Consider the following 25,178-nt stretch of genomic DNA (forward strand, 5'->3'; position numbering starts at 1 on the left):
TGGTAGTGCTCATGACTGTCGTAGAGGTTGGCGCTTGTTACGTCATTATCATGGCCGCATTCTGCACATTCCCACGTTTGATAATCAGTCGTGAAGCCTGGCTGGTCATTCAACTCAGCGTTGCAGCGATCGCAATACCACTCATCATCAGTTCCCCCCAGGGATGATAGAAAACCGCCAACAATATTTCCGAATAAACCCATGGTAGAAACCGCTTTCTTGACAGTTTTTGTTGGTTATAATTTTAAACTAATTGCTAGCGATAGAAAATTTGATCGCTATGCGCACTGAAGTGGTCCGTCAATTAGCACGTAGAAAGTGCAGTTAACGTGTCTCTAGAATGCGCAGTTCAATTACACCGTCAATTCACTGCACAGTAAACGTGTTAATGAAATGACGTTGTAATTAAGCTGTGCAATAAAAGTGCTACTGGAGTGGTGCGTGTTAATGAAATGTTTCGGACACTACGCAATGCAGCGAATTGCACTCCAGAAGAACTAAAAGACGCGCCACCGCACTACACAATAAAACAGCACAGATGATGCGCTGGAAGATGGCGTGTGTAATACACCGTGAAATGTCAGCGCTCTTTGAACTGTACTGCCACAACTTTCCTAAGGTATCGAACTGTGCATTTCTACAGGTAGAAGCGTGTTTACGCATCGAGAAATGAAAAGACAACGACGTAGAACGCTGGTCCAAGGAGGATCGCTAGTACTTTTACTGCGCATCCCGTAGCGTCCGCCAGATAGCCGTATTAAACTCCTGTTCAGACCACTTTTCCCGCGATGAAACAGGGCGCTATCACACTTTTGACACTGCGCGTTATTCCACTCGTCACGACTCCAGTTATCCACAAGATCCGGGGTCGGAGTTCGTGACACATTCTATGATTCTCACAAGTGCGAATTACACGGACAGTATTCGCACTCGCAGTCGAATAGGGAGGATGCGGAGTTGGACGTAGGAATTGTTATCGGTGTGGCTGGACTCATCATCGGTATCGCCGGGATCATCTACGCCGTGTTCACGAATAGGCGCGGTGAAAAGAAGCAGAAAGCACTTGTCGCGAAGTACGACCACGAGCGCGAGATTGATCAACAGCGCTACGAGGAAGAAAAACAGCGCGCTATCGAAGCGCAGAAACAGGCGGATTATGATCGCCAAGCACAGCAGGAGCGCCTTGCACGAGAAGAGCAGTACCGCGAGCAGCAACGCCTAATAAAACAGCGCGAGGACGAGGAAGAACAGAACTACCGGGACAGTCTTCGACGGTTCCAGCGCATGGATGGAGCGCGTACCCGTTTCAATCCGAAAGACGCAGGTTGGGATGCGCATGTCACTGATGACGGAGCCAATATCGATATCACGAAGTTGACGGATAAGGAGTACTATCTCGTCATTTTTGAAGTGGTGCGTCCAAACGACAATTACCGTACTGAACCGCCGTTTGGCGAAATTCGCGGACTTGGCGCAAGCGGTAGCGTCAAAATCTCACGCTTTGGCGGTTTTGACAATGTAGAAGCGGTGCTTGTGCAGGCGTATAGCAATATGTCGTACCCGGATCAAGTGACGATCCCGCTCGATCCGAACGAGACAATGCCGGAGTATCGCGCAGCATAAGTGCAGGACAGTCCTAGCGCTAAGATGAGGATGTCTTTTTACCCCGTGTCATACGTTTTGAGGAAGTAAATCCCGTGCCCAACCCGCAACAACTCATGCAGTACGCCGGTGCTGCTGGGTGCTGTTGCAAACTTCAGGCGGAGAGCCGTGACGACCCAGTCTTCATCCTCTGATGCTCGCTGCGGGTCGGCGTTCTCAGGCAGCCTCGAACACCCGGCTGACGATCACCGCATCCGGGTTCGGTTGCTCGTAGGCAAACATCGCGCCCTGGCCTTTCCGTAATGAGTGCATCGCTTCCATCCCTTTCAACGTCCGGTACGCCGAGGTCCGGTTTTTGAACGCCCCCTTCGGTCCGAGGATCCGTTTCAGCCGCCCATGATCTCCTTCAATGACGTTATTGAGGTATTTCACCTGCCGGTGTTCCACGGTCTGCGGGCAGATTCCCTCTGACTTCAACTCGGCGATTGCCCTGGCCAGGGAGGGTGCTTTATCGGTGTTGATCACCCGCGGGAACCCGGTTATCGTGTTCGACCTCAGGGTCTTGGCCAGGAAACGCTTCGCTGCGGCGACATTACGCTTTGGGGACAGGTAAAAATCCAGGGTATGCCCACCCGCGGTGATGGCCCGATAGAGGTAGCACCACTTTCCCCCGACCCGGATATAGGTCTCGTCCACCCGCCAGGACCGGGCCTGCCAATCCGGGACTTGTCGGTACCACCGGGTCTGCTTGTCCAGCTCAGGAGCATATTTCTGGACCCAGCGGTAGATGGTGCTGTGATCGACCGGTACGCCGCGTTCGGTCATCATTTCTTCCAGATCGCGGTAGCTGAGCCCGTAGCGGCAGTACCACCGGACCGCCCACAGGATGATTTCACGGGGGAAATGACGACCGGAGAAGATGCCCATGGCTGTGATTATTTCACGCAGGTCTTCCTGTCGCCCGAACTTTGCAACAGCACCCGCCCAGCAACAACGCGCCACGATGAAGAAGACCCACCGGCGCAAGAAGATGCAGGGGCAGACCACGCGCGCGCGGGTGCAACTGTTCATCGGCGAGGCCTTCGCCGACACCGGGAAGATACCCACACGCCGGGAGATTATGCGTGAGACAGGCCTCTCAGAGGCGACAGTGAAGCGTCACGTTCGCTCACTCCGGGAGGACGGCCTCATGCCAGACTAGGGGGGTCACACCGTAAGCAATATACGGTTCCCCTGCCGTGAGGCAGTGAAGTATTTAGGGCTTAGATTTTCCGAACGGGAAAAGGTGACAAGCCGTAAGCGATAGAACGCCTCACGCTGGATAATCTGGTCACATGCCCCTTGACTCAGATTTGCTTGCACGCCTCGTACAGCCCGCCGCCGTGGGGAGAACAGAAGCCGACATTCAATCGGACATAAAAATGCTGCTGCTTTCTGCCCCCGACCTAATCCCCTCAGACGATCCGGGCAGCAAGGCACTCAAACTGGAAGAACAACTCGCAGACGGCACTCGCCGCCGCATCGACGTCGCGCTCGGGGCAACGGTTATCGAGGTGAAGAAGAAACTCACCACCCACGAAGACGCAAGCGAATACATCGACCAGTTGCAGGGCTACGTCGAAACTCGGATGCAACAAACCAACTCGCGCTACAACGGCATCCTCTCGGACGGCCGGACGTGGTGGCTATTCGAGCACGATCTGAACACCGGCGACTTCCCCTTGTTGTCGTCGTTTGAACTCACTAGTCCTGCGAAAAGCGCGGATCTAATTGCTTGGCTTCAGGCAGTTCTCGCAATGCCGGCAGAGGTGCCGCCAACCCCCGACACCATCGAGGACGCGCTAGGTGCCGACTCCCCCGGCTACGCCCAGGACAAGGCCTTCCTGCAAAGTATGTACCGGCGCGTCGCCGACGACCCCACAACGGGCCTCAAGCGCCAACTGTGGGCGCGTCTGCTTCGCTCAGCACTCGGCACCGGCTTCGAGGATCAAGAAAACCTGTTCCTTGACCACACGCTGCTTTCCATCGAGGCCGCCGCAATCGGGCACGCCGTCATGGGGATCAACCTTGCCGACCTAGCGCAAAACCCGGCCGCCATGCTTACCGGCGAATACTTCCGTGCATCCGGTATCTACAACGTCGTAGAGGCCGACTTCTTCGACTGGGTACTCGCTGTGCCGGAAGGCGAGAAGTTCCTTCGCCAAGTGATCCGGCGAATCAACATGTTCGACTGGTCAAAGACCGAGCACGACGTCCTTAAAGTGCTCTATGAGTCGATTATCAACGCCGAAACTCGCAAAGGTGCCGGCGAATACTACACCCCCGATTGGCTGGCCGAAGGCATCGTTGAGAAGGCACTCACGGAACCGTTGGAACAGCGCGCGCTCGACCCTTCGTGCGGCTCTGGCACGTTCGTCTACCACCTCGTGCGCCGCATGATCCGCGCCGGCGAGGATGCCGGCTGGGATAACCGCACGATCCTAAGCCACGTCCAGGAGCACGTTTTCGGCCTCGATATTCACCCGGTATCGGTGTCTCTCGCGCGTATTACCTACCTGCTCGCGCTTGGCGGCCGCCTAGAGGGCGACCGTGACGACGTTTGGGTTCCGGTTCATCTTGGCGACTCGATCCAGTGGTATCAACCCGCAGACCACGACGAAACGCAGATCAAAATACGCACCGACGGCGTGGATATGACTTCCGCGCTCAGTGGTGAAGCAACACTGTTCGACGTTGGCCGCGTACTGGCGTTTCCACTCTCCGGGATCGAAGACCCGCTTACCTTCGACCGCCTCGTGTCCGATATGACCGACCGGGCGAAAACCTACACCGACGCCGACACTAGGAAGCCGAGTATCGACCCCGTGCTTTCATCGTTCGGTATCACCGACCCGGCCGACCGGGAAACGCTGGCAACAACGTTCGACATTCTTTGCACGCTGAACGCTGAGGGCCGCGACTCAATCTGGGGATACTTTGTCCGAAACCAGGTGCGCCCGCTCTGGCTCTCGATGGAAAACCGCCGCGTGGACGTCCTCGTGGGTAATCCTCCGTGGGTGTCGTACCGCTTCATGACCGAAGACATGCAGGCGCAGTTCAAGGCCTTCTCGCAGGCCCGCAACCTCTGGCAGGGAGCGAACGTAGCCACGCAACAAGACCTTGTTGGGCTGTTTCTCGTGCGCGCGGTGGAAAAGTACCTCAAAGATGGCGGAAACTTCGCCTTCGTCACCCCGTATGCGGTGCTCAGCCGGTTACAGTACGACGGCCTGCGCAAGGGGGACTGGGGGAAAAGGGTGTACGGCGAGTTCACCGAGGCCTGGGACCTGTCCAAGGTGCGCCCCAAAAACGACCTATTCCCAGTTCCTAGCGCCGTTGTGTTCGGAGTGAAACATCTCAAGCCGGCTACAGCGGCAGAAAACCCCGCACATGGCTTCCCGAGCACCAAGGTCGTCGTCGAGGGCAAGCGGGATAAAAAGGGCTGGGAGGCAACGCGGGACGCGCTCACCTTCACCCCCAAACCCCTAGTTTCTTTGTCTTCTGACGGCGCGGAAGGTGCGGTATCGCCTTACCGGAATATCGTTGTAAATGGGGCAACGATATTCCCCCGCATGTTGTTTTTCGTGGAAGAACGGGGTGCTACGGGCAAACTCGGCCTAAGCCGGGGGAAGTCGAATGTCCAGTCTTTCCGTACGGCGGATGAAAAGCGGCCTTGGAAAAACGTGCCGGGCCTCAGCGCCGTAGTAGAGGAAGAATATCTCTACGACGTGCATCTCGGCTCAACCGTTGCTGATTTCAGACTGCTCGAACCGTGGACGGCAGTGCTGCCCATAGACTTCGGCAAACTGATAGAAGAACAACGCATCGCGGATACCGCACCAGGACTGGCAGAATGGTGGGCACAAGCCGATGCGGTTTGGGAGGGGAACAAAACCGCGCAGTCGAAACTCTCCATCTGGGAAAACCTCAACTACCAGTCGAAACTTGCAAAACAACTAGGTGGCTCTGCCCTGCGCGTGGTCTACACAAAGTCAGGCACCCGACTATCGGCCGCGATTATCAACCAGCCCGGCGTGATTATCGACCACAAACTTTATTGGCTGCCAGTGCGAAGTATGAGTGAGGCAAGGTATCTCGTCGCCATACTTAATGCGCCGATAACTACCGAATTAGTATCCGAGTACCAATCCTTCGGGTTGTTTGGAGGGCGAGACTTCGATACCTACCCGTGGCGTCTGGCTATTCCGACGTATGAGGTAGGCAACCCCGTCCATGAAGAACTTGTAGCGCTCAGTGCTGAGTGTGAAGGTGTCGCCGCTGACGTCCCGACCGGCGGAAAAGGCTTCCAGAAGGTACGAGCCGCGATCCGGCAACAACTCGACGCGCAAGGGCTTTCTGACCGGCTAGATAAAGCGGTGTCTGAACTGCTGGGGCTGGGCAAGTCCGAGTAGGGCGCGCATAAAAGCGGCCCAGGGTGCAGCGGGGGGGTGGGCTGCATTGTCCCCTGGGCCTTGCCGCCGGCCGGGGGGTAGGCGGCGACTGAGAAAAAGATTAACCCAGTTGCCCCGCCGGCGCGCGGTGAAGATTGCTCATTTTAGTGGGCATTCGAATTCAATTGGCCACCAGACTAGGGCAGGGGGAATCCCAATTTACGAAGTTGCGGTTCAACAAATGGGTATAACCCAGCAAGGGCAACTGGAATGATTACTAGCAAGGCGATTAGCGAATGCTTAGAGCTAGAGCCGCCCGGCTGATCCTTTCGAAGAAGCGCTCGAATCATCGGGGTGATCTTGTTTCCCAGGCGTGTTTGTGGTGGTTGCAGGCGTGTTTGTGGTGGTTGCAGGCGTGTTTGTGGTGGTTGCAGGCGTGTTTGTGGTGGTTGCAGGCGTGTTTGTGGTGGTTGCAGGCGTGTTTTGGTCAGATAGGGATCGCCGTAAGTTGTTGACAAGCTGCGGTCGGGAAGACTCCTTCCCCATGTCGTTAATTAAGGTCAGTACCTCGTTCGCAATCCTCTGCTGTGGATCAACCGTGTCAAATTCGAGTTCGCTCTTTTGCAGCACATTTCCCTGTTTGTCAACTAGCGACACATTGACTCTATTGCGAGGGGACTGGACGGCTTGAGCTGGAACCGTAACGTCAAGCTCTTTTTGCTCAAAACCAAGAAGGCTGAAAGATTCGACGGGGTGATCGTCGAAGAGAAGATCAAGTTCTAGTGTCGTGGAACCAATGTTCTCGATCTTGAACTTGGTGGTCTGCCCCTCCAGTCCTTGAACAAAAATATCTTCACCTACGAGAAGGAATCCTGCTTGCCCTGGAAGGTTAACCAGGCCCCTTTCGAAGAATTTACTTATAGGAGCTTCTGGCACGAAGTTACTGTGAGAGCCTCGACTAGCATTAGCGAGAAGGGAGTCGCCTGCCAGGTAGCCGATGTACTTTTCTTTTTCTCCGTCAAGTTCCCCGCCAAATTGGAAGTTGTCAACATCGGAAGCGACGTTGTACTTCCGGACGTACGGATCATCAATGATTTTGAAATTAAAAAATTCCCGGTCTAGGAGACGACACTCGCCAGGATTATCGGCATCCTTATCTCGCAGAGGCCAGCTTAGATTTTCTGCGTAAATGTCGGAGAAAAGGGGTTGGTTTTTTACCCCGTCCGCATCTTTGTCGCGAATTGCCTGAATGTTGTAGAGGTACCGGTAATTCATAATGCTTCGGTACTCCGGCTTGCAGTTAATGTGTGCGTCTTCTTCTCTCCAAGCGCCGATACCAGTCCGCCTATTTGTTAAAGCAACGGGTCCACCATGGCCGAGGCCGAGGTTATGGCCTAATTCATGAACTAGGACTCTAGCTTTAACCTCCCTATTCTCTCTAGCAACAGTCCCGCCTCGACATTCTTCGAGCGTGTAACCGATAACGGCATCCCTGCCTGGTATGTCAGACGATAACCCGGTGTGGTCTCCGGGGATCTTGTCTGCAAATAAGACGGTGTGGAAAACCTTTTCTCGCCCAAGGCGTTCAGAGTCTCTGCTTAAAATTTGATCCCGCTGCCAATCGAAGCTTTGTTCAAGGTCCTTGGGTTTTTGGCTCGGGGAGAAGAATTCGCGGTACTCAATTTCGCCACCGGATTTTGTGAGGCTGTACTTTGAGTTTGCGTCCCCTTTATCAAAGTGGACTCGTATCCCGCTTTCCGCGAAGATCTCGGCTGCCCTGTCGAGGACTTCTTGGTCGGGTTCAAACCCCCAGCAACGAGCGCCACCGCGAGTCCACCCCCGCTCCTCTTTGATTTTTTCGATGAGTGTTGGGTTGCTGGGAGGTGCCATCCACCCCACCGAAACCAAAACGTCAGGCTGGTCTGAACCAGTCCACGCATCGATGCGGAGGTTGGACGAGTTTACGACGGCTCCCTCATCTTCCCAGCTGTCGAGAAGGTGGTCTTTATCTTTATCGGAAGCTTCTGTATTGCGACGGTATGACATTGAGGAATAGAAGTTTGACTTACCGTTCGGCAGGGAAACCTTCCAGCTAAGTCCTGCGCCGTTATCAACTTCGCCAATTTGTCCGCTAAGTGGCCTGAATGTCTCATATCTGGAGATGGCACCATATACGTCTTGATAACGTGCAGCTATGGCGCCCCTATCTCCTCCTTTGTGGTCGTCCTCTCGTCGCTCATGCCTGAATTGGATGAGTCGTTCTTCCTTATCCAACTTATTGACGCATGCGCCGTAGGTCTCTCCTGCTGCAACCTCACCAAGGTCGTTGTCGGCTAGGTAGCAATCTCCAGCCCGATATAGAGCGACGTTTTTCTTCTGGCCACTGTTATTTTCGACTTCTATCTTTGTCATGACAGTGGTGTTGTCTTCCAGAAGCCTATCTTCTTGGGTGATTACAATTCCTGTCGAACCTGCGGCAACCTTCGAGATGATGCGGAAGGGGTCCTCTGGCTTGCCGGTTCCTGTCACCTCCTGACTAATCGGGGTGAAGTCCTCGTATCCGTACACGCCGTAGGCGCCAGATCCGAAAGCGTCGTACTCAATCTCCCCATTTCCCCCCTCGCGCTCGATAGCGATAAACGTTCCACAGCTGTCTCCGCCGAAGAACGATGGTTCGATATTTCCGTGGTGCCGCAACATGCAGTGGAGGTTTGGGGAGATCTCTAAGGATTCAATGTCCCCCTCTTCTTGCGTTTTGGCATGGATAGTGTTTGACGGCTTGGCGATTGCGGTAGGTGCGGAAAGAAGGCAGGCGGCTAATGCCGTAGCAATAACCTTAGTGCTGGCTGGTCGTTTCAATGTTGTTTCCTGGGCTATTAGTGGGAGATGTATTCGTGGGAAGTATAGGGGGGTATGGGCTATCAAGTGCAGAAATTTCGAAGGATTTGTGCTGCAGGTGATGGGCTGACGTTGGAGAGGCGGTCCGCGCTGGGATGTAAGAGCCGCATGGGGGGTACGGTCGTAGCGTTCGGAAAGGGTACACCCATCTGTACGCGCTGACCTGCGGCGTTGTGGGTTGTGCCGAGCGTGCTGCCGGAGTCCCTTTCAGTGTCCCTGGGGTAGGAGCGGCCGCATGAAGGTGCGCTCGTACCGCAGGACGCACTCGGACTCGTCTCGAATCCGGTCAGCGGCGATGAAGTCCGAGTGGGTGCCGAACAAGGTGCGGTACTGCTCGTAGGCAGCCAGGCTGGGGAAGCTGAACAGGGATTCCGCACGGTCACTCACACCTTCCGCGGGTAGGTAGTACCCGTGGTGGGTGCCGCCGTGTTCGTCGACATGCCGCATCCAAGCGCGGGCGAACTGTTCAAAGGCTGCGATCTGGTCGGGGTCGATGGTGTAGTGGACGACACAGGTGATCACATCCACAACGCTAGGCCCACAGGCGCTCATTGGGGAGCCTTTGTCTGTGCGCCTCGTGGTGCAGCACACCAATCTGCCTGGTTTACCTGCGGAAATGCGTCAGTTCGCCAAGTTGGCGCCGAGTTCAACGGTGAGAACTCCGACGGCGATGAGGAGGATGCCGAGGGCCATGGTTCGGGTGAGGGGTTCGTGGAAGATGACCCGGGCGAGGATCGCGGTGAGAGCTACGCCGGATGCTGCCCAGATGCCGTAGGCGACGCCAAGGGCCATGCCGTCGGCCAAGGCGAGACTTAAGGCGACGAACGCCACGAGATACCCCGCGATGACGCCGATGAACCATTTCTTCACCCGGCCACCGTCGGAGGCTCGTAGCGACATGGTCGCGACGACTTCGGACAAGATGGCGCCTGCGAGGAAGATCCATCTCATGAGTTGACTCCTGCTTCCTGGGCTGCGGTTTGCTGAGCTTTCTGGGAGCCGAGTTCGACGGTGAGGACACCGCTGATGATCGCAACCATTCCAAGACCCATCACAGCGGTCAGAGGTTCACCGAAAATCGCGGCGGATAGCACGGCGGCGAGCACGACCCCGCTGGCTCCCCAGATGCCATAGGCGACGCCGATCTGCATTCCTTCGCGCAGGCAGAAGGTGAGGAAGACGAAAGCGCCGATGTATCCGGCAGCAACCACGATGTACCAGGATGGGTGATTGAGCGCCGCCTTGAGAGACAGCGTCGCCGCCACTTCGGTAGTGATGGCGCCAGCGAGCAGGAACCACTGCTTCATGGGGTTGTTCCTTCGATCAGGGAGCGAATGCTGGAGACGACGGCTTCGAGATCCGCGCCGTGGAGGGTGGACACACCTGTGGCCTGGGCGCCCCAGAGTCCGTCGGCGGCGAGTCGGGCGGTGGTCAGCCTGGCTCGGGTGGCGGCGTCGAGATCGTCCGGGAGTTCGAGCCAGCGGCCCATCCGCGTAGTCCACGGTTCGGTGAGTTCGGGCCGATACGTCGCTTGGCCCCAGATGATGAACTCGGCGCGCTTGGCGGCCCCGTGGGCGGCGACGTGAACGTAGCTCAGGAGCCGCTCGGTGGCGTTGGCGTTCTCGAGGGGCTTGCCAAGGGTGGCAGTCATGTCGTTCTCGACGTTGGCCGCAGCGTGGTCGACGATCGCGGCGAGCAGTACGTCGCGGTTGCGGAAGTGATATAGCAATCCCGGTTTGGTGAGCCCGGCCTCGTGGGCCACTGCGTCAAGGGTAATGTCGCCACCCTCCGCTGCGTTCATGACGCGGAGGGCAGCTTCCAGGATCTCGGAGCGCTGACTGGTTCGCATATAGCTAACTTTACCATTTGGTAGGTGAAGCCTTCAACTGCGGGCGCTGGTAGGGGCACCTGGGGTACACCCCAAGCGAACAATTTGTGAATGACAAAACTTCCTGTTCGCTAGGGTTAGTTCCAAGACTAACGGAACAGAACCGTCACTGCCTCTGGAGATCACTGAACAGTTGGGGGCGATCTCAGGACAAAAGGTGGGCTATGCCCGGGTGAGTTCGAAAGATCAGAACCTTGATCGTCAGATTGAACAACTCAAGGCAGAGAAGGTCTTCACCTATTACACGGATAAGGCCAGTGGTGGATCGCGTGAGCGCCCTGGACTTGATGAAGCAATGCGATATGTCCGTGCAGGAGATCAGCTTGTCGTCACGTCGATGGATCGGTGCGCGCGTTCACTGACGGATCTGTACGCCATTGTTGACGAGCTAGTCAGCAAAGGAGTGTCGGTGAAGTTCCTCAAGGAGGGACAGACCTACTCAAAAGACTCCACCCCGATCGCCAAGCTGATGCTAGGGCTGTTGGGTTTTGTTCAGTTGGGTAAGGCCGTGAAAGAGCTGGATCAACACCGTGAAATAGTTGAAAAAAAATAACCCCGCAGGTTTCCCTGCGGGGTGTCGTTGTTAGAACGGTGCTTCGTCGTTGTCGGCGTCAGCGCCAGCCAGGGCGGCGTTCGCCGCCTCGCCTCCGCGACGGGCTGCTCGCGCAGCGGACTCTTTCTTGGAGTCGATCAGCTGCACGGTGTCGATACGGGCGACCAGCGGGTAGTGCTTCACACCGTCCTTGTCGGTGTAGACGTCGGTTTTCAGCGAGTAGCTCACCGCAACGCGATCGCCGGAGCCGACGCAGCCGAACACGCCGGGGTTCTTCGCGTCCCGGACGTAGCCGGTCAGCTCCACGATCTCGCTTTCCACCTTGCCGGTGGCCTTGTTCTTGAAGATGTTGCGCGCATAGACGCTGAGTTTCACCGTCGCGCCGCCGTTTGCGTGCTCGAACAGCTTCGGTGCGCGAGCTGCGTTGCCGACGATGGTGCCGTTGTTGAAGGGGTTGGACATGATGGTTCTCCTTACGTGAGTGGGTGTGAATTGCCGTGCAATTTGGGTACTTAAGCAGCGGCTTTGCTGCTGCGGGGGGTTGAGCTGTCGTTACAGCACTGCCCAGGGCAGCGGTGTGCCTGCCGCCTCTAGGTCGCGCAGTTCTTGTGCTGCGCCCGGATCGGCGTCCTCGCCGTCAATGCCGTCGGCGAGCTGGTAGAGCAGTTCCAGGTCGGTGTGGATGAAGTCGCGCATCAGGTGCCTCCTTGTTCGGATTGATGGTCAATCCGTCTGTTGGAGACAGCTCTGCTGTCTAGGGGTCGCTCCCCTGCCTCGTTGAGGTGTCTGTTGTCGCCAGCCACGGCCCCGCGAGAAAAAGAAACCCCGTTGCATCGCTGCAACGGGGTAGGTGGTGCTACTCGGTGAACAAGATGGTGCGGGTCTTCTCGGCGCCTTCGCGGATAAGCTCGACCATCCGCTCGCCCTGGCCAATGTCGGTCAGCTTCGCGACCAACGACGGGAAGTTCTCGTCTGGCCCGATCTCGGTGGCTCGCTGCGCAGCCACGCCAGCTAACCCCGGCTGGCCTGTGGCGTGAGCGAGCACGGCAACGGTGGCGGTGAGCTGGGCGCGCATCCCTGGCCAGCTGGTCGGGACGGCGCGCATGACCTGCTCTATGAACGCAAGGCCAGCCTGTGGCTCATCGAGCAGCGCTGCAAGCAGCGTGTCCCGCAAGCGCGGCGTGGTGAAGCATTTCAGCGCAGACCGAACAGCGCGAGTGCTCGGCTGGGTGATCCCTGCCGCCGCCTGCTCGTACTCACGCTGCAGCACGTCTGCGAACATGGGCGGGATATACGCCAGCGCGTCTTCGATGATGTCGGCGTGCTCTGCGGCGTCGATGCCATGATCGGTGCTGTTCAACCGTGCCTCGATGTCGTCTTTGCTCGGCTCCGGCAGCTCTCCGGTGTCTGCAAGCATCTGCTGCAGCGCCGCCGATGCGGCGACCTCGCCGACAACGCCGTGGCGCGGCTCGTCGATGAGCGGATGCTGATACACAGACCACCACGCAGCCCCGGTGACGATCTCGGGCACCTGCACCACTCCGAGCAGCGGCGGTAGGTGCACTGCCCCGCTGGTGAGGTACGTGGCCGTCTCGTCGAAGATCGGCTGTGCAATGTCATCGCTGATCATGTACGCGATAACAGCGTCGAGTTCGAGGGGGTGGACCCACGCTGCGAACCGCTCGCGGCTCTCGGTGAGCTTCTCCACGGCCTCGTCCAGGTCGAACCGTGCGACCGGGCCGAGGCGGACGGTGTCGACGCCCTCGTCGTCGACGAAGAACGCGAGGATCAGCGAGTTGTTCGGGTAAAACCCGAGGATGCCGGGGAGGTTCGCGAGAATCTCGCCGTGGGATGCAAGCGTGTGAGAATGGGTGGACATGGCAGTGCTCCTTTGCACGAATACGGGGTGTACACGGTCAATCCCGTATTCGGTCCGGCTCTGCCGGTCGCAGCCGTATCCCAGCAGTACAGCGCCCCATGCGTGCCGAGCGTCGCTAGCGCAGCCTGGTGCTCGGCTTGCCGGGTGCGGGCGCTAGCGACGCAACCTGTGCCTAAGCGTCGGCGTCAATGCGCTTGAGAGCGCGATAGATCGTCGGCCGTGAAACTTTGAAGTTGCGCGCCACCGCACTGACGGACTTACCGCCCTCGATAAGGTCTTTAGCCACTTGCGCCTGCTCGTCGCTGAGCTTCGGCTTGGGGTCGGCAGTCTCACCCCCGAGATAAATAGGCAGATCTCCCCCGAACTGCCGGCTCCCGTGGCGTTCCTTCGTTGCTGCCGTCCTAGCAATCACTAAGCAATGCCCCGAAAACCTGCGCCGCGTCGTTGGGGTGTCGCAGTTCCGTTTGGTGCAGGATTTTGACCCTAGTGCACCACGTAGTGCACCAAATGGCGATCCGAGCGCGAAATGAAGAAGGCCCCTACCAGCATTTGCACTGGTAGGGGCCTTATCTTAGTAGCGGGGGCTGGATTCGAACCAACGACCTCTGGGTTATGAGCCCAGCGAGCTACCGAGCTGCTCCACCCCGCGTCGGGCGTTTATGTGATTATCGCCTGTCGCCGTAACCGGCAACGTGGAATTACTATACATACACCAACTAATAGCGCCAAACCTCCTGTTCAAAGGCGGTTTGGCGCTATCGTTTTTGTGATCGAGTGGCGCGCTGGCGCGAGCCGTGCTTAGTCCTCGTTACTGGGCCCGCTGGTACTCGGCCACGGCGCGGTCCAGCTGGTCCAGGGCGCGGCCGTACTCCTCGAAGGAGCCGTCGCGTGCACTCTCCAGGTTTCGCAGGGCGTCGTTGATGTTGTTCATCGCCTCGTCCTTGTTCACCTGCGGAGCGTCCTGGTTCTCCTCCGGCTGGGCCTCGCCCTCCGGCGTCGCCTCCTGGCTGTCACCCTCCGGCTTGGCGTCCTGGTTCTCATCCACAACCTCGATGTCCTGGGCGGCCGAGGAGTGGATGCCCACCTGGTCAAGCGCCTGGGAGATCGTCGGGGCGTAGCCCACCTGGCCGCGGTAGAACACCAGCACGCGCAGCAGCTTCGGGAAGGCCGATGCTTGATCCTTGCGCTGCGAGTAGATCGGCTCCACGTAGAGGATCTCGCCGCCGCCAACCGGCAGGGTCAGCAGGTTGCCGTTCTTCAGGTCGTTGGTGCCCTCCCACAGGGTGCGGTCGCGCGCCACCTGGTCGGAGGACATCAGGGCGTCCTGCGCCTGCTTCGGGCCCTGGGTCTGCTTGTTCGTCGGCAGCACGCGTACCGTGATCTGGCCGTAGTTCTCCGGGTCCGAGGCCACCGCCATGTGCGCGGAGAGGAACTCGCGGTTCAGGCCGCGGAACGGGGTGATCAGCTGGAAGGAGGCCTTGTCGGTCTCCGGGTCGGCCGCCACCACGTAGTACGGCGGCTGGTTCAGCTGGCCGCGGCCCTCCGGTGCGGTCGGGTCGTTCGGCACGGACCAGAAGGCGTCGTTGTTGAAGAACACGCCCGGATCATCCACGTGGTAACGCGCCAACAGGTCACGCTGGACCTTGAACAGGTCCTCCGGGTAGCGCAGGTGCTCGCGCAGGGAATCCGAGATGTCGGACGCCGGGCGCACCGTGTCCGGGAACACGCCCTGCCATGCCTTGAGCACCGGGTCGGATTCGTCGAAGGCGTACAGCTCCACGGAGCCGTCGTAGGCGTCCACGGTGGCCTTGACGGAGTTGCGGATGTAGCCGACGTTGTCGGTGATCAGGCGCTGGGTGGTGCCGTCCGGGTTCAGCGCGTCCTGGGTGGTGTCCTGCAGGGAGGTGCGCGTGGAGTACGGCATCTGCGACAGCGTGGTGTAGCCGTCCACGATCCACTTCACGCGGCCGTCCACCACGGCCGGGTAGGTCTTGGAGTCCGTGGTCAGCCACGGGGCGACCTTCTCCACGCGGGTGCGCGGGTCGCGGTCGTAGAGCACCTTGGAGTCGCCGCCGACGCGGTCGGACAGCAGGAAGTTCAGCTCCTGGTACTTCACCGTGTAGGCGAGGCGGTTGAACATGTTGCCGATGTCCACGCCGCCCTTGCCGTCGTAGGTGTAGGTGGAGTTGTCCGTGTCGTACTCCACCGGGCCCTGGCCGGTCTCGCCCACAATGGCGTAGTCCAGGCCGTCCTTGGCGGAGGCGATCACCGGGCCGTAGTAGATGCGCGGCTCGTCGACCTTGATGCCCAGCTCTTCTGCGTCCTCGGAGGCCTTGGCTGCGGCGTTGGACTGCAGGTCGGACACCGTGAAGATGGGCAGGCCGCCGCGGGTGGAGCCGGCGTCCTGCGCCGCCTCGTCCACGGTGTTGGCCTGGGCTGCGATGAAGCCGTTGCCGTGGGTGTACACGGTGTGGCGGTTAATCCAGTCGCGCTGGTTCTCACTCAGCGAGTTCGGGTCCATCTCGCGGGCGGCGACCACGTAGTCGCGCAGCTCGCCGTCCACGTCGTAGCGGTCCATGGCCAGCTGGTCCGGGAATCCGTAGAAGTTACGCAGCTGCTGGTTCTGGGTGAACGTCGGGGAGATGATCTCTGGGTCCAGAAGTCGCAGGTTGGAAATCGTGGCCGCGTCGGAGGCGACGTCCGAGTTGGAGGTGTTGCCTGCGCCCCAGTCCTCCAGGTAGGTCACGTTGTCGTCGGTAAGCCCGTACGCCTCGCGGGTGGCCTCGATGTTGCGGCCGATGTACTCGTACTCCTTGGCCTGGCGGTTCGGCTTGACGGAGAACTGCTCCATCAGCGCCGGCCACACGTTGCCCACCACCAAAGAGGACAACAGCATCAGCACAGTGGCCAGCACCGGCACGCGGAAGTCGCGGTAGACAATGGAGGCGAAGAACGCCGCCGCGACCAGCACGGCGATGACGGTGAGGATGATCTTCGCCGGCAGCATCGCGTTGACGGTGGTGTAGGAGGCACCGGTGAAGATGTCGTTTTCGCCGTAGAGCAGGTAGTAGCGCTCCAGCCAGTAGCTCACGGCCTTCAGCAGCATCCACAGGCCAGCGGTGACGGCGAGCTGGATGCGCGCGTCCTTGCTAATAAAGCCGGAGATGCCGGAGACCTTGTTGCCGATGCGGATGCCGCCCAGCAGGTAGTGGCCCACCGCGGCGACCAAAAACGCCACCAGCAGCAGCATGGAAAGCGTGTCCACCACCGCGGAGATGCCGGGCAGCGTAAACGCGTAGAAGCCCAAGTCCTTGCCAAACTGCGCGTCGGTGGAGCCGAACTCGCCGCCGTTGAACCAGAGCATGAACACGCGCCACATGCGCTGGCCAGCCAGGCCGGACAGGATGGCGACGACAACCGGCACCCACACCAGCATGCCGCGAACGGACCGCTGCACCTGCTGGCGGTACTGGGCGGCCTGGTCGAACGGCGCGGCCTGCTCCTGGGGCCTGCCGCGCCACGCCAGGCGCGCGGCGATCCAGGTGATCGCACCGCCGATCAGGGCGAAGATGACAAACAGCACCACGCGGACCAGGATCACGCGGTTGAACACGCCTCTAAAGTCCACCTCCCCGAACCACAGGAAGTCGGTGTACAGCCCGACTGCCATAGGCAAGAGGAAAAGAATGATGGCCAAGACACCGATGGTGGTCATCAACCCCGTATTCGGTTTCTTGGCGCGTGGTTGTGGCCGATTGAGGCGGGTAGCCAAGCCTGCTCCTTAGGAATTAGTGTGTGCAACGCAGTTAAGCTTCAAGCTTAAATAATCCAACGTCAAACTTGCCCGGAGGGTTCCCGTGCGCGAACAGCAAGCATTAAATAAGGCCATGATGGAGGCCGTCGAGTTCGTCCACGCGGAGGGGTGGGACGCTCCCCCAACCTTGTTCGGCCTGGTACCAACGCAGTTGCTTGTCGACGAGCTGGGCCACCTCGACGACTCTTCCCCGCTAACACTGGTGGTCCAAGACCTCCCAGAGCACATCCTGCCCGGCTCCGAGGAACTGGGCGAGTACGTCTCCCGCATCGCCTGGCCGCGCGAGGTCCAAGGCGTGATCCTGGCGCAGGAGATCGTGTTCAAGGACGCCTCCGCCGGCGAGGACGCCGAGCCGCGCCCGGCGCGCCTGTTCTCCGGCGTGCTGCGCGAAGAAGACATTGAGCAGACGCTGTTGCAGCTGCGTCTGACCGATCAGGAGCTTGAGGAGCGCGGCGCGTTCGCGCAGGACGACATCGAGCTGCGCGGCGGGCCCGGCGTGGCCCCGGGCGTTGTGGCGGCGCTGCGCTACGGCCTTGAGCAGGACCCGGACGAGCTGGTTTAGGATGTCGGTTGTGTCTACTTCCCGCTCCGTTTCCCTCATCGCCGCTGCCACCGTCGCAGCGCTCACGCTAACGGCGTGCTCCAACGATTCCGACTCCGAGGATCCCGATACCCGCGCGCCAGAGATCACCTCCACGGAAACGCCGCCGAGCGAGCCGGAGCAGACCGGCCCCGAAACCGGCGCGAGCGCCGAGACTGACACTGCAACGGTGACGTCGACGCGAAGCGAGACTGCGTCCAGCTCGGTGTCGTCTTCCACAACTGCCGCGTCCACGAAATCGTCGTCGAAGAAGACTGCTGCGGGCACGGCGGATGCGACGTCGACAAGCGGGAAGAAGCAGGAAGCTGACGCGCTGGCGGAAGTGCGCGAGCGCTTCTCCACATTGGCCCCGGAAGAGTTCTTCGACCAGTTCGACGACTGCGCGGCGGGCGGTTTGAGCGGTTCCTTCGACTGCTCCGGCGAGGGCGTCGGCCAGTTCCAGTTCTTCGACTCCGACTCCAAGGCCGCCTCGACGACGCAGCTTCTCACCGAGCTGCGCTCCTCGCGCGTGGTGGAAGACAACGGCGACCGCGTGGTGGGCTGGTCCACACTCGGCACCTCCGCGATCATCACCGTGGTGGACAACGAGGCCGGTCAGGTGATGCAGCAGCTGATCTCCACCGACCAGGAGGATCCGCGCCAGCGCATCTACGACTTGGGGTTGGCCAAGCAGTAGCTACTCGCAGGTGGGCACGTCGCGGCCCGCGGCGAAATCCTCCATCGCTTGGACGGCGTCGGCGAGGTTGTCCACCTTCGCCACCGTCATGTGCTCGGTGCCCACGCGTTTCACGGCGTCGCAGTTGCCGGCGGGCGCCAAGAACAGCTCGGCGCCGTCATCTTCGGCCGCGCGGATCTTGTGGGTGATGCCGCCGATGGGGCCGACCTGGCCGTCCTCGTTGATCGTGCCGGTGCCCGCGACAAACTTGCCGCCGTTGAGCGCGCCCGGGGTGAGCTTGTCGATGACGGCGAGCGAGAACATCATGCCCGCGCTCGGCCCGCCGATGTCGTTGAGGTTGTAGTTCACGCTGATGCCGCCGGCCGGCTCGGAGGTCATGAGGATGCCCAGCATGGGCTGGCCCTTCTCGTGCGGGTTCTCCCCCAGCTCCACGGTCTCGGTGCGCTCGTTGCCGTCGCGTTCGACGGTGATCTCGATCGTCTCGCCGGGGGTCTTGGCGCGCACTGCGTCCTGGACTTCCTGCGGTGTTTCCACCTTCTCGCCTGCGATAGCGGTAATGAGGTCCTCGGGCTGCAGGAGCCCCTCGGAGGCGCTGCCTTCCATCACGTCGTGCACCACCACCGTGGTGGGGCGGTGCAAGTAGTGCATGGCCGCCACCGTCGCAGATGCTTCGGAGGCGACAAACGCCTGCTGGTTGACCTCGCGTACCTGGTCCTCATCCAAGTCCGGCGGCATGATCTGCTCCACCGGCACGATCGTGTCGTCGGTGGCGATCCAGCGCCCCAACGCCTGGCCGAGCGTCATATTCGTGCGCACCGACACGGTGGTCATGTTCAGCTTGCCGCCGGTATCCAGCGTTTCCGCGCCCTCGATGTCAACGACGGGCTCGCCACCGACCTCGCCGAGCGTGTCAAAGGTGGGCCCCGGCCCTTCCGCCGCGTACGGCACAGTCAGGCGGATGTCGGTGCCCGGGATGTGGTCCGCGGTCAGTGCACCTGCCAGCAGCACGACGGGGATGGACCCCCAGACCAGGGTCGACCACCGCCGGTTCCGTGCTTCACGCGCTTTGGACATGGGCGCAGATTCTAGCGCAGGACGCGTGAAACACTGGTGCTGGACCGTTGCTGGCTCTCAGCGAACCCATGCACTCGCGGGCTGACTGTATTCTGGCTGGCATGACTAACGGATTCGGCTTTTCCTTTCCTAACGACTCGAACGATGACGGCGAAAACGACGGCAACAATCGGGGCGGCGACGGAAACGGCCGCGGCGACGCGAACAACCCGTTTGCCGCGTTCGGCTTCGGCGGGGGCCAGCCCGGCGGGGGCGGCTTAGGCGATGTGTTTAACCAGCTGGGCCAGATGCTCTCCGGCATGGGCTCGTCCATGAACGCCCAGGGCGCGGGCGACGCGGTGAACTTCGAGCTGGCCGCGCGCATGGCGCGCCAGCGCGTCGCGGGCGCCAACCCGGTCTCCGATGCGGACACCCGCGCGGCGGAGGAATCCCTGCGCTTAGTGGAACTGTGGCTGGACGAGGCCACGGACCTGCCCGCCAGCGGCGCTAAGGCTGAGGCCTGGAACGCTGAGCAGTGGCTGAACCAGACCATGCCGATGTGGAAGCGGCTGGTGAACCCGGTAGCCGAGCACATGAACCGCGCCCAGCTGGATTCCATGCCGGAGCAGGCCCGGGAGATGATGGGCCCGATGGCCGGGATGATGAACCAGATGAACGCCATGCAGTTCGGCATGAAGCTCGGCCACGCGCTAGGCGATCTGGCGCAGCAGGCACTGACTGGCACCGACTTCGGCCTTCCCGTCGCCCCCGCCGGCACCGCCGCGGTGCTGCCGAAAAACATCACCGAGATTTCCAAGGGTCTGGACCTGGCCGGCCAGGAAGTGATGGTCTACATCGCCGCCCGCGAGGCCGCCCGCCAGCGCCTGTTCCGCCACGTGCCGTGGCTGGTGGAGCGCATCGTCTCCTCCGTGGAGGAGTACGCCGCAGGTCTTGAGATCGACACCTCCCACATCGAGGAAGTCGCCCGCAACTTGAACCTGGAAGGCGGCGACCCGCAGCAGATCCAGGAGGCGCTGCAGAACCTGCAGGGCGAGGACCTCTCCCCGCGCGTGGGCACCCGCAACGCCGGCGCCACCTCCCGCCTAGAGACGCTGATCGCACTGGTGGAAGGCTGGGTCGACGTGGTAGTCGCCGAGGCGCTCGGCGAGCGCATCCCGTCCACCCCGCAGCTGGCCGAGGCGTGGGCGCGCCGCCGCGCCACCGGCGGGTCCGCCGAGCAGGCCTTCGCCAACATCGTGGGCATCGAGCTGGGCGCCCCGCGCACCCGCGATGCCGCCGAGCTGTGGCGCCGAATCGACACCGCCGTGGGCACCGAGCGCCGCGACCAGGTGTGGAACCACCCGGACTTTATGCCGTCCGCGGAGCACCTGGACAACCCGGCGGCCTTCATTGACACGCTTCTCGATGATCAGCCCGACACCGATTTCGACGACGAATTTGCCAAGCTCGAGCAGGAGCTGCGCGACAACCCGGAGCTCAAGCGCGAGGACGGCGACGGTAAGGACGACGGCCGCGAGGACGGCACCGAGCTCTAGGCACCAAAGCGCTGGTAGGCCTCCAGGTAGCCGCGTGCGCGCTCCGCGTACGGCACCTTGTCCGCCCACTCGTAGAATTTAGCGCTGTGGTTGGGGATGAACGTGTGCGTCAGCTCGTGCACGATCACCGCGTCCAGCACGTAGTCCGGCACCTGCTGTAACCGGTCGCTGATGCGGATGTCGCCGGTGGCAACCGTGCAGGAGCCCCACCGGGAGCGCTGGTTGGACACCCACCTGATCGAGCCGATGCGCGCCTGGCCGTCCAGGACGTGCGTGTTCAGGGAATCGGCGCGCGTGCGCAGGGAATCGTCGTCAAGCGGGCGCGCCTTTGTTTTGCGCTCGAGCTTGGCCAGCATCTCGGTTACCGCCTCGCGCTCCTGTGCGTCAGTGAAGTGCGCGGGGATGCGAATCTCCGCCACCCCGCCGACGATCCGCGCCTGCACCGAGCGCGTCCTGCGCGCCGAGCGGATCACGCGGTACGGCGTTGAATTGTTCTGCGTTTGCCTGCCAGCCATGGCAATGCATTGTAGGATCCCGCATCGGGGGTGGATGCAGGGATGATCAACAACAACTCACGGGTGAAACTCGCCCAGGGCGCGCACCCGTTTCTGCGCGCAGACAACGTCATGCAATTCGGCACCGACGCCACACGAACTGGGTTAGTGACCACCGACAACGCCAAGGACGTCGTTGCACTTCTGGGGGTGCTCATGCGGCCGCGGCGGCTGGGCTGGGTGCTGGAGCAACTCGCCGAGCTCATCGGCGCCGAGGCCGCGCGCAGCTTGGTGGACGACCTGCTCAGCTACCGGGTGCTCGTGCCGGCTGTGAAACCCGAGGTGCTGCTGGTCGGCCACGGGCGTTTGGCCGCGGCGGTGACCGCCAGGCTTCGCGAGTGCGGTCTGGACGTGCGCACGCAAGCGCGCAACGAGGCGCTGTCGAAGTTCCTCCTTCGCGGCGACACGTGGGTGCCCGTGGCGGCGGTGAACACCACTGCCCTGCTCGGCGAGCTCGCCGCGCTCACCCGGCAGCGCCAAGGCCCGGTGCTGCCGGTGACGCAGGTGGACGCGCGCGTGGTGGTAGGCCCGGTGTGCGCACGCCCTGGCCCCTGCCCGTTGTGCGTGCGCCTCTACCTTCTGGACCGGGACCCGAACTGGCCCGTGGTGGAGCAGCGCGCGCCGCTGAGCGTGCAGGGCGAGCCCATCGCCGCCGCGGCAGGCGCTGCCTTCGCCGCGATGTCCCTGCGGCGTTTGGCGGGCGTGCCGGACCCGCCCGGGGTCTCCGCGCCAAAGCCGGACGCCGGTCAGCTCACCGTGGTGGACCCGTTCGCGCCCGAACCGGTGTCCACCGCGACGCTGCCGCCGCACCCGGACTGCGCAATGTGTTTTTAGGGGTGCTTCTAGCGGAACTGCTCCAGCACCTCGAGCACGCCGGCGCCGTAGTTGTCCACCTTCACCGGGCCCACGCCGGAGACGCCGAGCAGCTCGCGCTCGTCTGCAGGCATGGCCTCCGCAATCGACATCAGTGTGGCATCGGTGAACACGACGAACGCCGGCTGGCCGGCGGCGCGCGAGACGTCGAGCCGCCAGCGCTTCAGCGCGGCGTAGACGGCCTCGTCGAAGTTCGGCTCACACTCCTCGTGGCGACCCAGGGACTTTTCCGCGGGCGTGCCTAGCTGGTTGCCGCACACCCGGCAGCGCTTCGCGCGCTTGAGCCGCTGCGGAGATTTTTCCACCTCCAGCTCCGGCACCAGCCCGTCCAAGAAGCGCGAGCGGGTGCGGCTTTTGTGCCCGCCCTCCTGGCGCGCCAGCGACCACGACATGTGCAGGTGCTCGCGCGCACGCGTGACACCGACATAGAACAGGCGGCGCTCCTCCTCGATCTGCTCGTCGCCGGCTTTCAGCGCGTGCGAGATCGGCAGCGTCTTTTCCACCAGGCCGACCAAGAACACCGCGTCCCACTCCAGGCCCTTCGCGGCGTGCAGGCTGGCCAGCGTCACCCCGTCCACCGCCGGGGGCTGCTTCGCCTCCGCGCGGCGGCGCAGCGAGCCCAGCACCTCCGCCATGGTGGATGCCTCGCGGGTGCGCACGATCTCCTCGATCAGATCCACCAGCGCGCTCAGGGACTGCCAGCGCTCGCGCGCCTTCGCGCCCTCCGGTTCCTCCGGCGTCAGCCCCAGCGGGGCGAGCGCGGCACGCGCGATGCGCACCGGATCGTCCGGCAGGTCCGTGCGCTTGGAGGCGCGCAACAGCTGCGCGAACGCCTCGCGGATCTCCGCGCGCTGGAAAAACCCCTCGCCGCCGCGGACCTGGTAGACAATCCCCTCGTCCGCCAGCGCGGCTTCAAACGCGGCGGACTGGGCGTTGATGCGGTACAAGATGGCGATTTCGCGGGCAGGGACGCCGTCGTTCAGCAGCTTGCGCACCTTCTGCGCCACCGCGCGGGCCTCCGCGGGCTCGTCGTCATAGCCGTTGAACTCAGGTGCCGGGCCGTGGCCGCGCATGCCCTGCAGCTCCAGACGGGTGCCGGCGATGCGGCCGCTGGCCTTGCCGATGACGGTGTTGGCCAGGTCCGTGATCTCCACCGTCGAGCGGTAGTCACGCTGCAGCTTCACCACGGTCGCGTGCTCGTACGTGCGCGAAAAGTTCAACAGGTAATCCGGGGTCGCGCCGGTAAACGAGTAAATGGTCTGGTTGGCGTCGCCGACCACCGTCAGGTCGTCGCGGGTGCCCAGCCAGGCCTCCAGCACGCGCTGTTGCAAGGGGGTGACGTCCTGGTACTCGTCCACAACGAACGACTGGTACTGCGCGCGGAACTCCTCCGCCACCGCCGGCGCGTTCTCCAGGGCCCCGGCGACGTGGATGAGCAGGTCGTCGTAATCGATCAGCATGCCCTCCGGGCTGGTCTTCGCCTCCTCGTAGAAGCGGTAGACCTGCGCGACCTTCTGCGCGTCCGCCGGAGGGGTGCGCGGGGAGTCGGCGATGCGCTGCACGTAGTCCTCCGGGCCGATGACCGATGACTTCGCCCACTCGATCTCACTGAGCAAGTCGCGCACCATTTCCTTGCCCGTGTCCAGGCCTGCGGCGCGGGTGGCGCGGGCGACGATCGGGAACTTGTTGTCCAGCACCCGCCACGGCAGATCACCCGCGATCTGGGGCCAGAAGTACTGCAGCTGGCGCATCGCCGCGGAGTGGAACGTGCGCGCCTGCACCCCGCCGATGCCCATCGCGGTCAAGCGGTCGCGCATCTCGCCGGCGGCGCGCTTGGTAAACGTCACCGCCAGCACACGGTTCGGGGCGACCTGGCCGCGGTCGATCAGGTTGGCGATGCGGTAGGTGATCGTGCGGGTTTTACCCGTGCCCGCGCCGGCGAGGATGCACACCGGCCCGCGCGGCGCTTCCGCCGCCACACGCTGGTCCTCATCCAGCACGCTGAGGTCTATCGCCATGGGTGTGCTCCTTCCGGGTTGGGTGTCTGCGGTGTCGGCGGTGTCGGCCGTGTGGCCGCCCAGTCGTCGATGAGCGCGCGGGCGATGGTGCCCTCCACCGCGAGCGTGAGAGAGTCCAGTTCGTCGCGGCTGGCCCACACGGTGCGTGTCAGCTCGCCGTCGGTGGGCGCTTGCGCATTGACGTCCGCCGTGCGCGCCGCCATGCCGAGCATGAGCGCGCCCGAGAGTGGCCACGGCTGGGAGCGCAGGTAGCGCACGCCGGTTACGCGCCGACCGGTTTCCTCCCACACCTCGCGGGCGAACGCGGCTTCGAGGGTCTCGCCGACATCCACGTAGCCTGCCACCAGGGTGAGGTAGCCGGGGCGGCGGGCGTTTTCCACCAGCAGGATCCGCTCGCCTTTCGGGTCCTCCACCAGGCCGATCACGCACGGGTCCAGCCGCGGGAAGATTGGCCGGCCGGTGGCGCCGCGGGCAACGATGCCGCCGTCGCCCCAGCGCACCTCGGAACCGTCCGCCGGGTCGAAACGGGTGCGCTCGCGGGCGTTGACTAAACCGACCGCCCGTGCCGCCAGCGGGTGGCAGGCGTGAGTGCGCGCGTCCCCGGTAGCCCCGCCTGGCCCGGCGAGGTCTGCCGCGTCGACGCCGTGCACCCGGGCCGCGGTGACCTCGCGGGTCACGTGCACGCGGGAGGTGATTTCGGTGGCGGCCGGAGGTGCGTCGAAAAGCTTTGGCTCCCCGTCGGTACCGAGTGGGAAGCGCCCGGCAGCATCGATGAGCAACAGCATC

The 25,178-nt window shown here is 61.9% G+C and carries 23 protein-coding genes, 1 tRNA gene and 1 pseudogene; 8 read left to right on the forward strand and 17 right to left on the reverse strand.

The window, feature by feature from the left end; translation table 11 throughout:
* Positions 1-981 precede the first annotated feature (981 nt).
* Positions 982-1,623 carry a hypothetical protein gene (locus ACF3NP_RS07180; protein ID WP_392398563.1) on the forward strand — a complete coding sequence of 214 codons (642 nt, stop codon included), beginning with the start codon at positions 982-984 and terminating at the stop codon, positions 1,621-1,623.
* 195 nt (positions 1,624-1,818) lie between these two features.
* On the opposite strand, the gene ACF3NP_RS07185 is transcribed toward ACF3NP_RS07180, so the two are convergent.
* A complete protein-coding gene (locus tag ACF3NP_RS07185) occupies positions 1,819-2,529 on the reverse strand; it encodes an IS6-like element ISCef5 family transposase (RefSeq protein WP_035004237.1) in 711 nt (236 codons plus the stop codon).
* A 76-nt stretch (positions 2,530-2,605) separates the two neighbouring features.
* Between ACF3NP_RS07185 and ACF3NP_RS07190 the strand changes: the two genes are divergently transcribed.
* A complete protein-coding gene (locus tag ACF3NP_RS07190; protein ID WP_392398564.1) occupies positions 2,606-2,803 on the forward strand; it encodes a winged helix-turn-helix transcriptional regulator in 198 nt (65 codons plus the stop codon).
* 133 nt (positions 2,804-2,936) lie between these two features.
* Positions 2,937-6,050, forward strand: coding sequence for an N-6 DNA methylase (locus ACF3NP_RS07195; protein ID WP_392398565.1), 3,114 nt, complete (start codon positions 2,937-2,939; stop codon positions 6,048-6,050).
* Between the two features lie 285 nt (positions 6,051-6,335).
* On the opposite strand, the gene ACF3NP_RS07200 is transcribed toward ACF3NP_RS07195, so the two are convergent.
* The 6 genes and pseudogenes from ACF3NP_RS07200 to ACF3NP_RS07225 form a co-directional block, all read right to left on the reverse strand.
* Positions 6,336-8,888, reverse strand: a complete 2,553-nt coding sequence (locus tag ACF3NP_RS07200; RefSeq protein ID WP_392398566.1) for a class I SAM-dependent methyltransferase — start codon at positions 8,886-8,888, stop codon at positions 6,336-6,338.
* A 246-nt stretch (positions 8,889-9,134) separates the two neighbouring features.
* A complete protein-coding gene (locus ACF3NP_RS07205; RefSeq protein WP_174232238.1) occupies positions 9,135-9,449 on the reverse strand; it encodes an NIPSNAP family protein in 315 nt (104 codons plus the stop codon).
* Positions 9,450-9,548: 99 nt separating this feature from the next.
* Complete coding sequence (locus ACF3NP_RS07210; protein ID WP_003849969.1) at positions 9,549-9,878, reverse strand: DMT family transporter; 330 nt, start codon at positions 9,876-9,878, stop codon at positions 9,549-9,551.
* Positions 9,875-10,234 (reverse strand): DMT family transporter, encoded by a 360-nt coding sequence (locus tag ACF3NP_RS07215; protein WP_003849971.1) that lies wholly within the window; start codon positions 10,232-10,234, stop codon positions 9,875-9,877. Before ACF3NP_RS07215 ends, ACF3NP_RS07210 begins: the two co-directional genes overlap by 4 nt.
* Positions 10,231-10,656 (reverse strand): TetR/AcrR family transcriptional regulator, encoded by a 426-nt coding sequence (locus ACF3NP_RS07220; RefSeq protein WP_392399140.1) that lies wholly within the window; start codon positions 10,654-10,656, stop codon positions 10,231-10,233. Before ACF3NP_RS07220 ends, ACF3NP_RS07215 begins: the two co-directional genes overlap by 4 nt.
* A gap of 15 nt (positions 10,657-10,671) precedes the next feature.
* A pseudogene (locus tag ACF3NP_RS07225) lies at positions 10,672-10,776 on the reverse strand (TetR/AcrR family transcriptional regulator); the annotation flags it as partial.
* Positions 10,777-10,987: 211 nt separating this feature from the next.
* Between ACF3NP_RS07225 and ACF3NP_RS07230 the strand changes: the two are divergent.
* Positions 10,988-11,368: a recombinase family protein gene (locus tag ACF3NP_RS07230; RefSeq protein WP_239660044.1), complete on the forward strand. Its 381-nt coding sequence runs from the start codon at positions 10,988-10,990 to the stop codon at positions 11,366-11,368.
* 30 nt (positions 11,369-11,398) lie between these two features.
* On the opposite strand, the gene ACF3NP_RS07235 is transcribed toward ACF3NP_RS07230, so the two are convergent.
* From ACF3NP_RS07235 to ACF3NP_RS07260, 6 genes are all read right to left on the reverse strand, one after another.
* The gene (locus ACF3NP_RS07235) at positions 11,399-11,830 is read right to left on the reverse strand and encodes a single-stranded DNA-binding protein (protein ID WP_392398567.1); all 432 of its coding nucleotides are present in this window, start codon (positions 11,828-11,830) and stop codon (positions 11,399-11,401) included.
* A 90-nt stretch (positions 11,831-11,920) separates the two neighbouring features.
* A complete protein-coding gene (locus ACF3NP_RS07240; RefSeq protein WP_005291046.1) occupies positions 11,921-12,064 on the reverse strand; it encodes a hypothetical protein in 144 nt (47 codons plus the stop codon).
* Positions 12,065-12,224: 160 nt separating this feature from the next.
* Positions 12,225-13,247, reverse strand: a complete 1,023-nt coding sequence (locus ACF3NP_RS07245) for a DUF4192 domain-containing protein (protein WP_392398568.1) — start codon at positions 13,245-13,247, stop codon at positions 12,225-12,227.
* A 172-nt stretch (positions 13,248-13,419) separates the two neighbouring features.
* Complete coding sequence (locus tag ACF3NP_RS07250) at positions 13,420-13,533, reverse strand: helix-turn-helix domain-containing protein (protein ID WP_392398569.1); 114 nt, start codon at positions 13,531-13,533, stop codon at positions 13,420-13,422.
* 289 nt (positions 13,534-13,822) lie between these two features.
* Positions 13,823-13,896: transfer RNA gene (locus tag ACF3NP_RS07255), tRNA-Met, on the reverse strand.
* A gap of 159 nt (positions 13,897-14,055) precedes the next feature.
* Positions 14,056-16,962 carry a UPF0182 family protein gene (locus ACF3NP_RS07260; RefSeq protein ID WP_392398570.1) on the reverse strand — a complete coding sequence of 969 codons (2,907 nt, stop codon included), beginning with the start codon at positions 16,960-16,962 and terminating at the stop codon, positions 14,056-14,058.
* 172 nt (positions 16,963-17,134) lie between these two features.
* Here ACF3NP_RS07260 and ACF3NP_RS07265 point away from each other — a divergent pair, with 172 nt between their 5' ends.
* Both ACF3NP_RS07265 and ACF3NP_RS07270 read left to right on the forward strand, forming a co-directional pair.
* Positions 17,135-17,623 carry a PPA1309 family protein gene (locus ACF3NP_RS07265; protein WP_311389834.1) on the forward strand — a complete coding sequence of 163 codons (489 nt, stop codon included), beginning with the start codon at positions 17,135-17,137 and terminating at the stop codon, positions 17,621-17,623.
* Between the two features lies 1 nt (position 17,624).
* Positions 17,625-18,338, forward strand: coding sequence for a hypothetical protein (locus ACF3NP_RS07270; protein WP_392398571.1), 714 nt, complete (start codon positions 17,625-17,627; stop codon positions 18,336-18,338).
* Here ACF3NP_RS07270 and ACF3NP_RS07275 read toward each other — a convergent pair whose 3' ends face one another.
* Positions 18,339-19,412, reverse strand: coding sequence for a YlbL family protein (locus ACF3NP_RS07275; RefSeq protein ID WP_392398572.1), 1,074 nt, complete (start codon positions 19,410-19,412; stop codon positions 18,339-18,341).
* Positions 19,413-19,513: 101 nt separating this feature from the next.
* Between ACF3NP_RS07275 and ACF3NP_RS07280 the strand changes: the two genes are divergently transcribed.
* Positions 19,514-20,947, forward strand: coding sequence for a zinc-dependent metalloprotease (locus ACF3NP_RS07280; protein WP_392398573.1), 1,434 nt, complete (start codon positions 19,514-19,516; stop codon positions 20,945-20,947).
* Here the strand turns inward: ACF3NP_RS07280 and ACF3NP_RS07285 are convergent.
* On the reverse strand, positions 20,944-21,462 hold the full coding sequence (locus tag ACF3NP_RS07285; protein WP_239356801.1) for a M48 family metallopeptidase: 519 nt from the start codon (positions 21,460-21,462) through the stop codon (positions 20,944-20,946). The two genes, ACF3NP_RS07280 and ACF3NP_RS07285, sit on opposite strands and share 4 nt — an antisense overlap.
* Positions 21,463-21,504: 42 nt before the next feature.
* Here ACF3NP_RS07285 and ACF3NP_RS07290 point away from each other — a divergent pair, with 42 nt between their 5' ends.
* On the forward strand, positions 21,505-22,335 hold the full coding sequence (locus tag ACF3NP_RS07290) for a hypothetical protein (protein ID WP_392398574.1): 831 nt from the start codon (positions 21,505-21,507) through the stop codon (positions 22,333-22,335).
* An 8-nt stretch (positions 22,336-22,343) separates the two neighbouring features.
* On the opposite strand, the gene ACF3NP_RS07295 is transcribed toward ACF3NP_RS07290, so the two are convergent.
* A complete protein-coding gene (locus tag ACF3NP_RS07295) occupies positions 22,344-24,392 on the reverse strand; it encodes an ATP-dependent DNA helicase UvrD2 (RefSeq protein WP_392398575.1) in 2,049 nt (682 codons plus the stop codon).
* A complete protein-coding gene (locus tag ACF3NP_RS07300) occupies positions 24,383-25,177 on the reverse strand; it encodes an NAD(+) diphosphatase (RefSeq protein ID WP_239356804.1) in 795 nt (264 codons plus the stop codon). Before ACF3NP_RS07300 ends, ACF3NP_RS07295 begins: the two co-directional genes overlap by 10 nt.
* Between the last annotated feature and the right edge of the window lies 1 nt (position 25,178).

The sequence above is a fragment of the Corynebacterium lehmanniae genome, assembly GCF_043161975.1.
Lineage (GTDB): Bacteria > Actinomycetota > Actinomycetes > Mycobacteriales > Mycobacteriaceae > Corynebacterium > Corynebacterium lehmanniae.

Bases quoted from the DNA above. Each gene is read 5' to 3' on its own strand.
- ACF3NP_RS07185 (WP_035004237.1), bottom strand. From the start codon at position 2,529: ATGGGCATCTTCTCCGGTCGTCATTTCCCCCGTGAAATCATCCTGTGG.
- ACF3NP_RS07190 (WP_392398564.1), top strand. From the start codon at position 2,606: ATGAAGAAGACCCACCGGCGCAAGAAGATGCAGGGGCAGACCACGCGC.
- ACF3NP_RS07195 (WP_392398565.1), top strand. From the start codon at position 2,937: ATGCCCCTTGACTCAGATTTGCTTGCACGCCTCGTACAGCCCGCCGCC.
- ACF3NP_RS07210 (WP_003849969.1), bottom strand. From the start codon at position 9,878: ATGAGATGGATCTTCCTCGCAGGCGCCATCTTGTCCGAAGTCGTCGCG.
- ACF3NP_RS07215 (WP_003849971.1), bottom strand. From the start codon at position 10,234: ATGAAGCAGTGGTTCCTGCTCGCTGGCGCCATCACTACCGAAGTGGCG.
- ACF3NP_RS07235 (WP_392398567.1), bottom strand. From the start codon at position 11,830: ATGTCCAACCCCTTCAACAACGGCACCATCGTCGGCAACGCAGCTCGC.
- ACF3NP_RS07240 (WP_005291046.1), bottom strand. From the start codon at position 12,064: ATGCGCGACTTCATCCACACCGACCTGGAACTGCTCTACCAGCTCGCC.
- ACF3NP_RS07245 (WP_392398568.1), bottom strand. From the start codon at position 13,247: ATGTCCACCCATTCTCACACGCTTGCATCCCACGGCGAGATTCTCGCG.
- ACF3NP_RS07260 (WP_392398570.1), bottom strand. From the start codon at position 16,962: ATGACCACCATCGGTGTCTTGGCCATCATTCTTTTCCTCTTGCCTATG.
- ACF3NP_RS07265 (WP_311389834.1), top strand. From the start codon at position 17,135: ATGATGGAGGCCGTCGAGTTCGTCCACGCGGAGGGGTGGGACGCTCCC.
- ACF3NP_RS07270 (WP_392398571.1), top strand. From the start codon at position 17,625: ATGTCGGTTGTGTCTACTTCCCGCTCCGTTTCCCTCATCGCCGCTGCC.
- ACF3NP_RS07275 (WP_392398572.1), bottom strand. From the start codon at position 19,412: ATGTCCAAAGCGCGTGAAGCACGGAACCGGCGGTGGTCGACCCTGGTC.
- ACF3NP_RS07280 (WP_392398573.1), top strand. From the start codon at position 19,514: ATGACTAACGGATTCGGCTTTTCCTTTCCTAACGACTCGAACGATGAC.
- ACF3NP_RS07285 (WP_239356801.1), bottom strand. From the start codon at position 21,462: ATGGCTGGCAGGCAAACGCAGAACAATTCAACGCCGTACCGCGTGATC.
- ACF3NP_RS07290 (WP_392398574.1), top strand. From the start codon at position 21,505: ATGATCAACAACAACTCACGGGTGAAACTCGCCCAGGGCGCGCACCCG.
- ACF3NP_RS07295 (WP_392398575.1), bottom strand. From the start codon at position 24,392: ATGGCGATAGACCTCAGCGTGCTGGATGAGGACCAGCGTGTGGCGGCG.
- ACF3NP_RS07300 (WP_239356804.1), bottom strand. From the start codon at position 25,177: ATGCTGTTGCTCATCGATGCTGCCGGGCGCTTCCCACTCGGTACCGAC.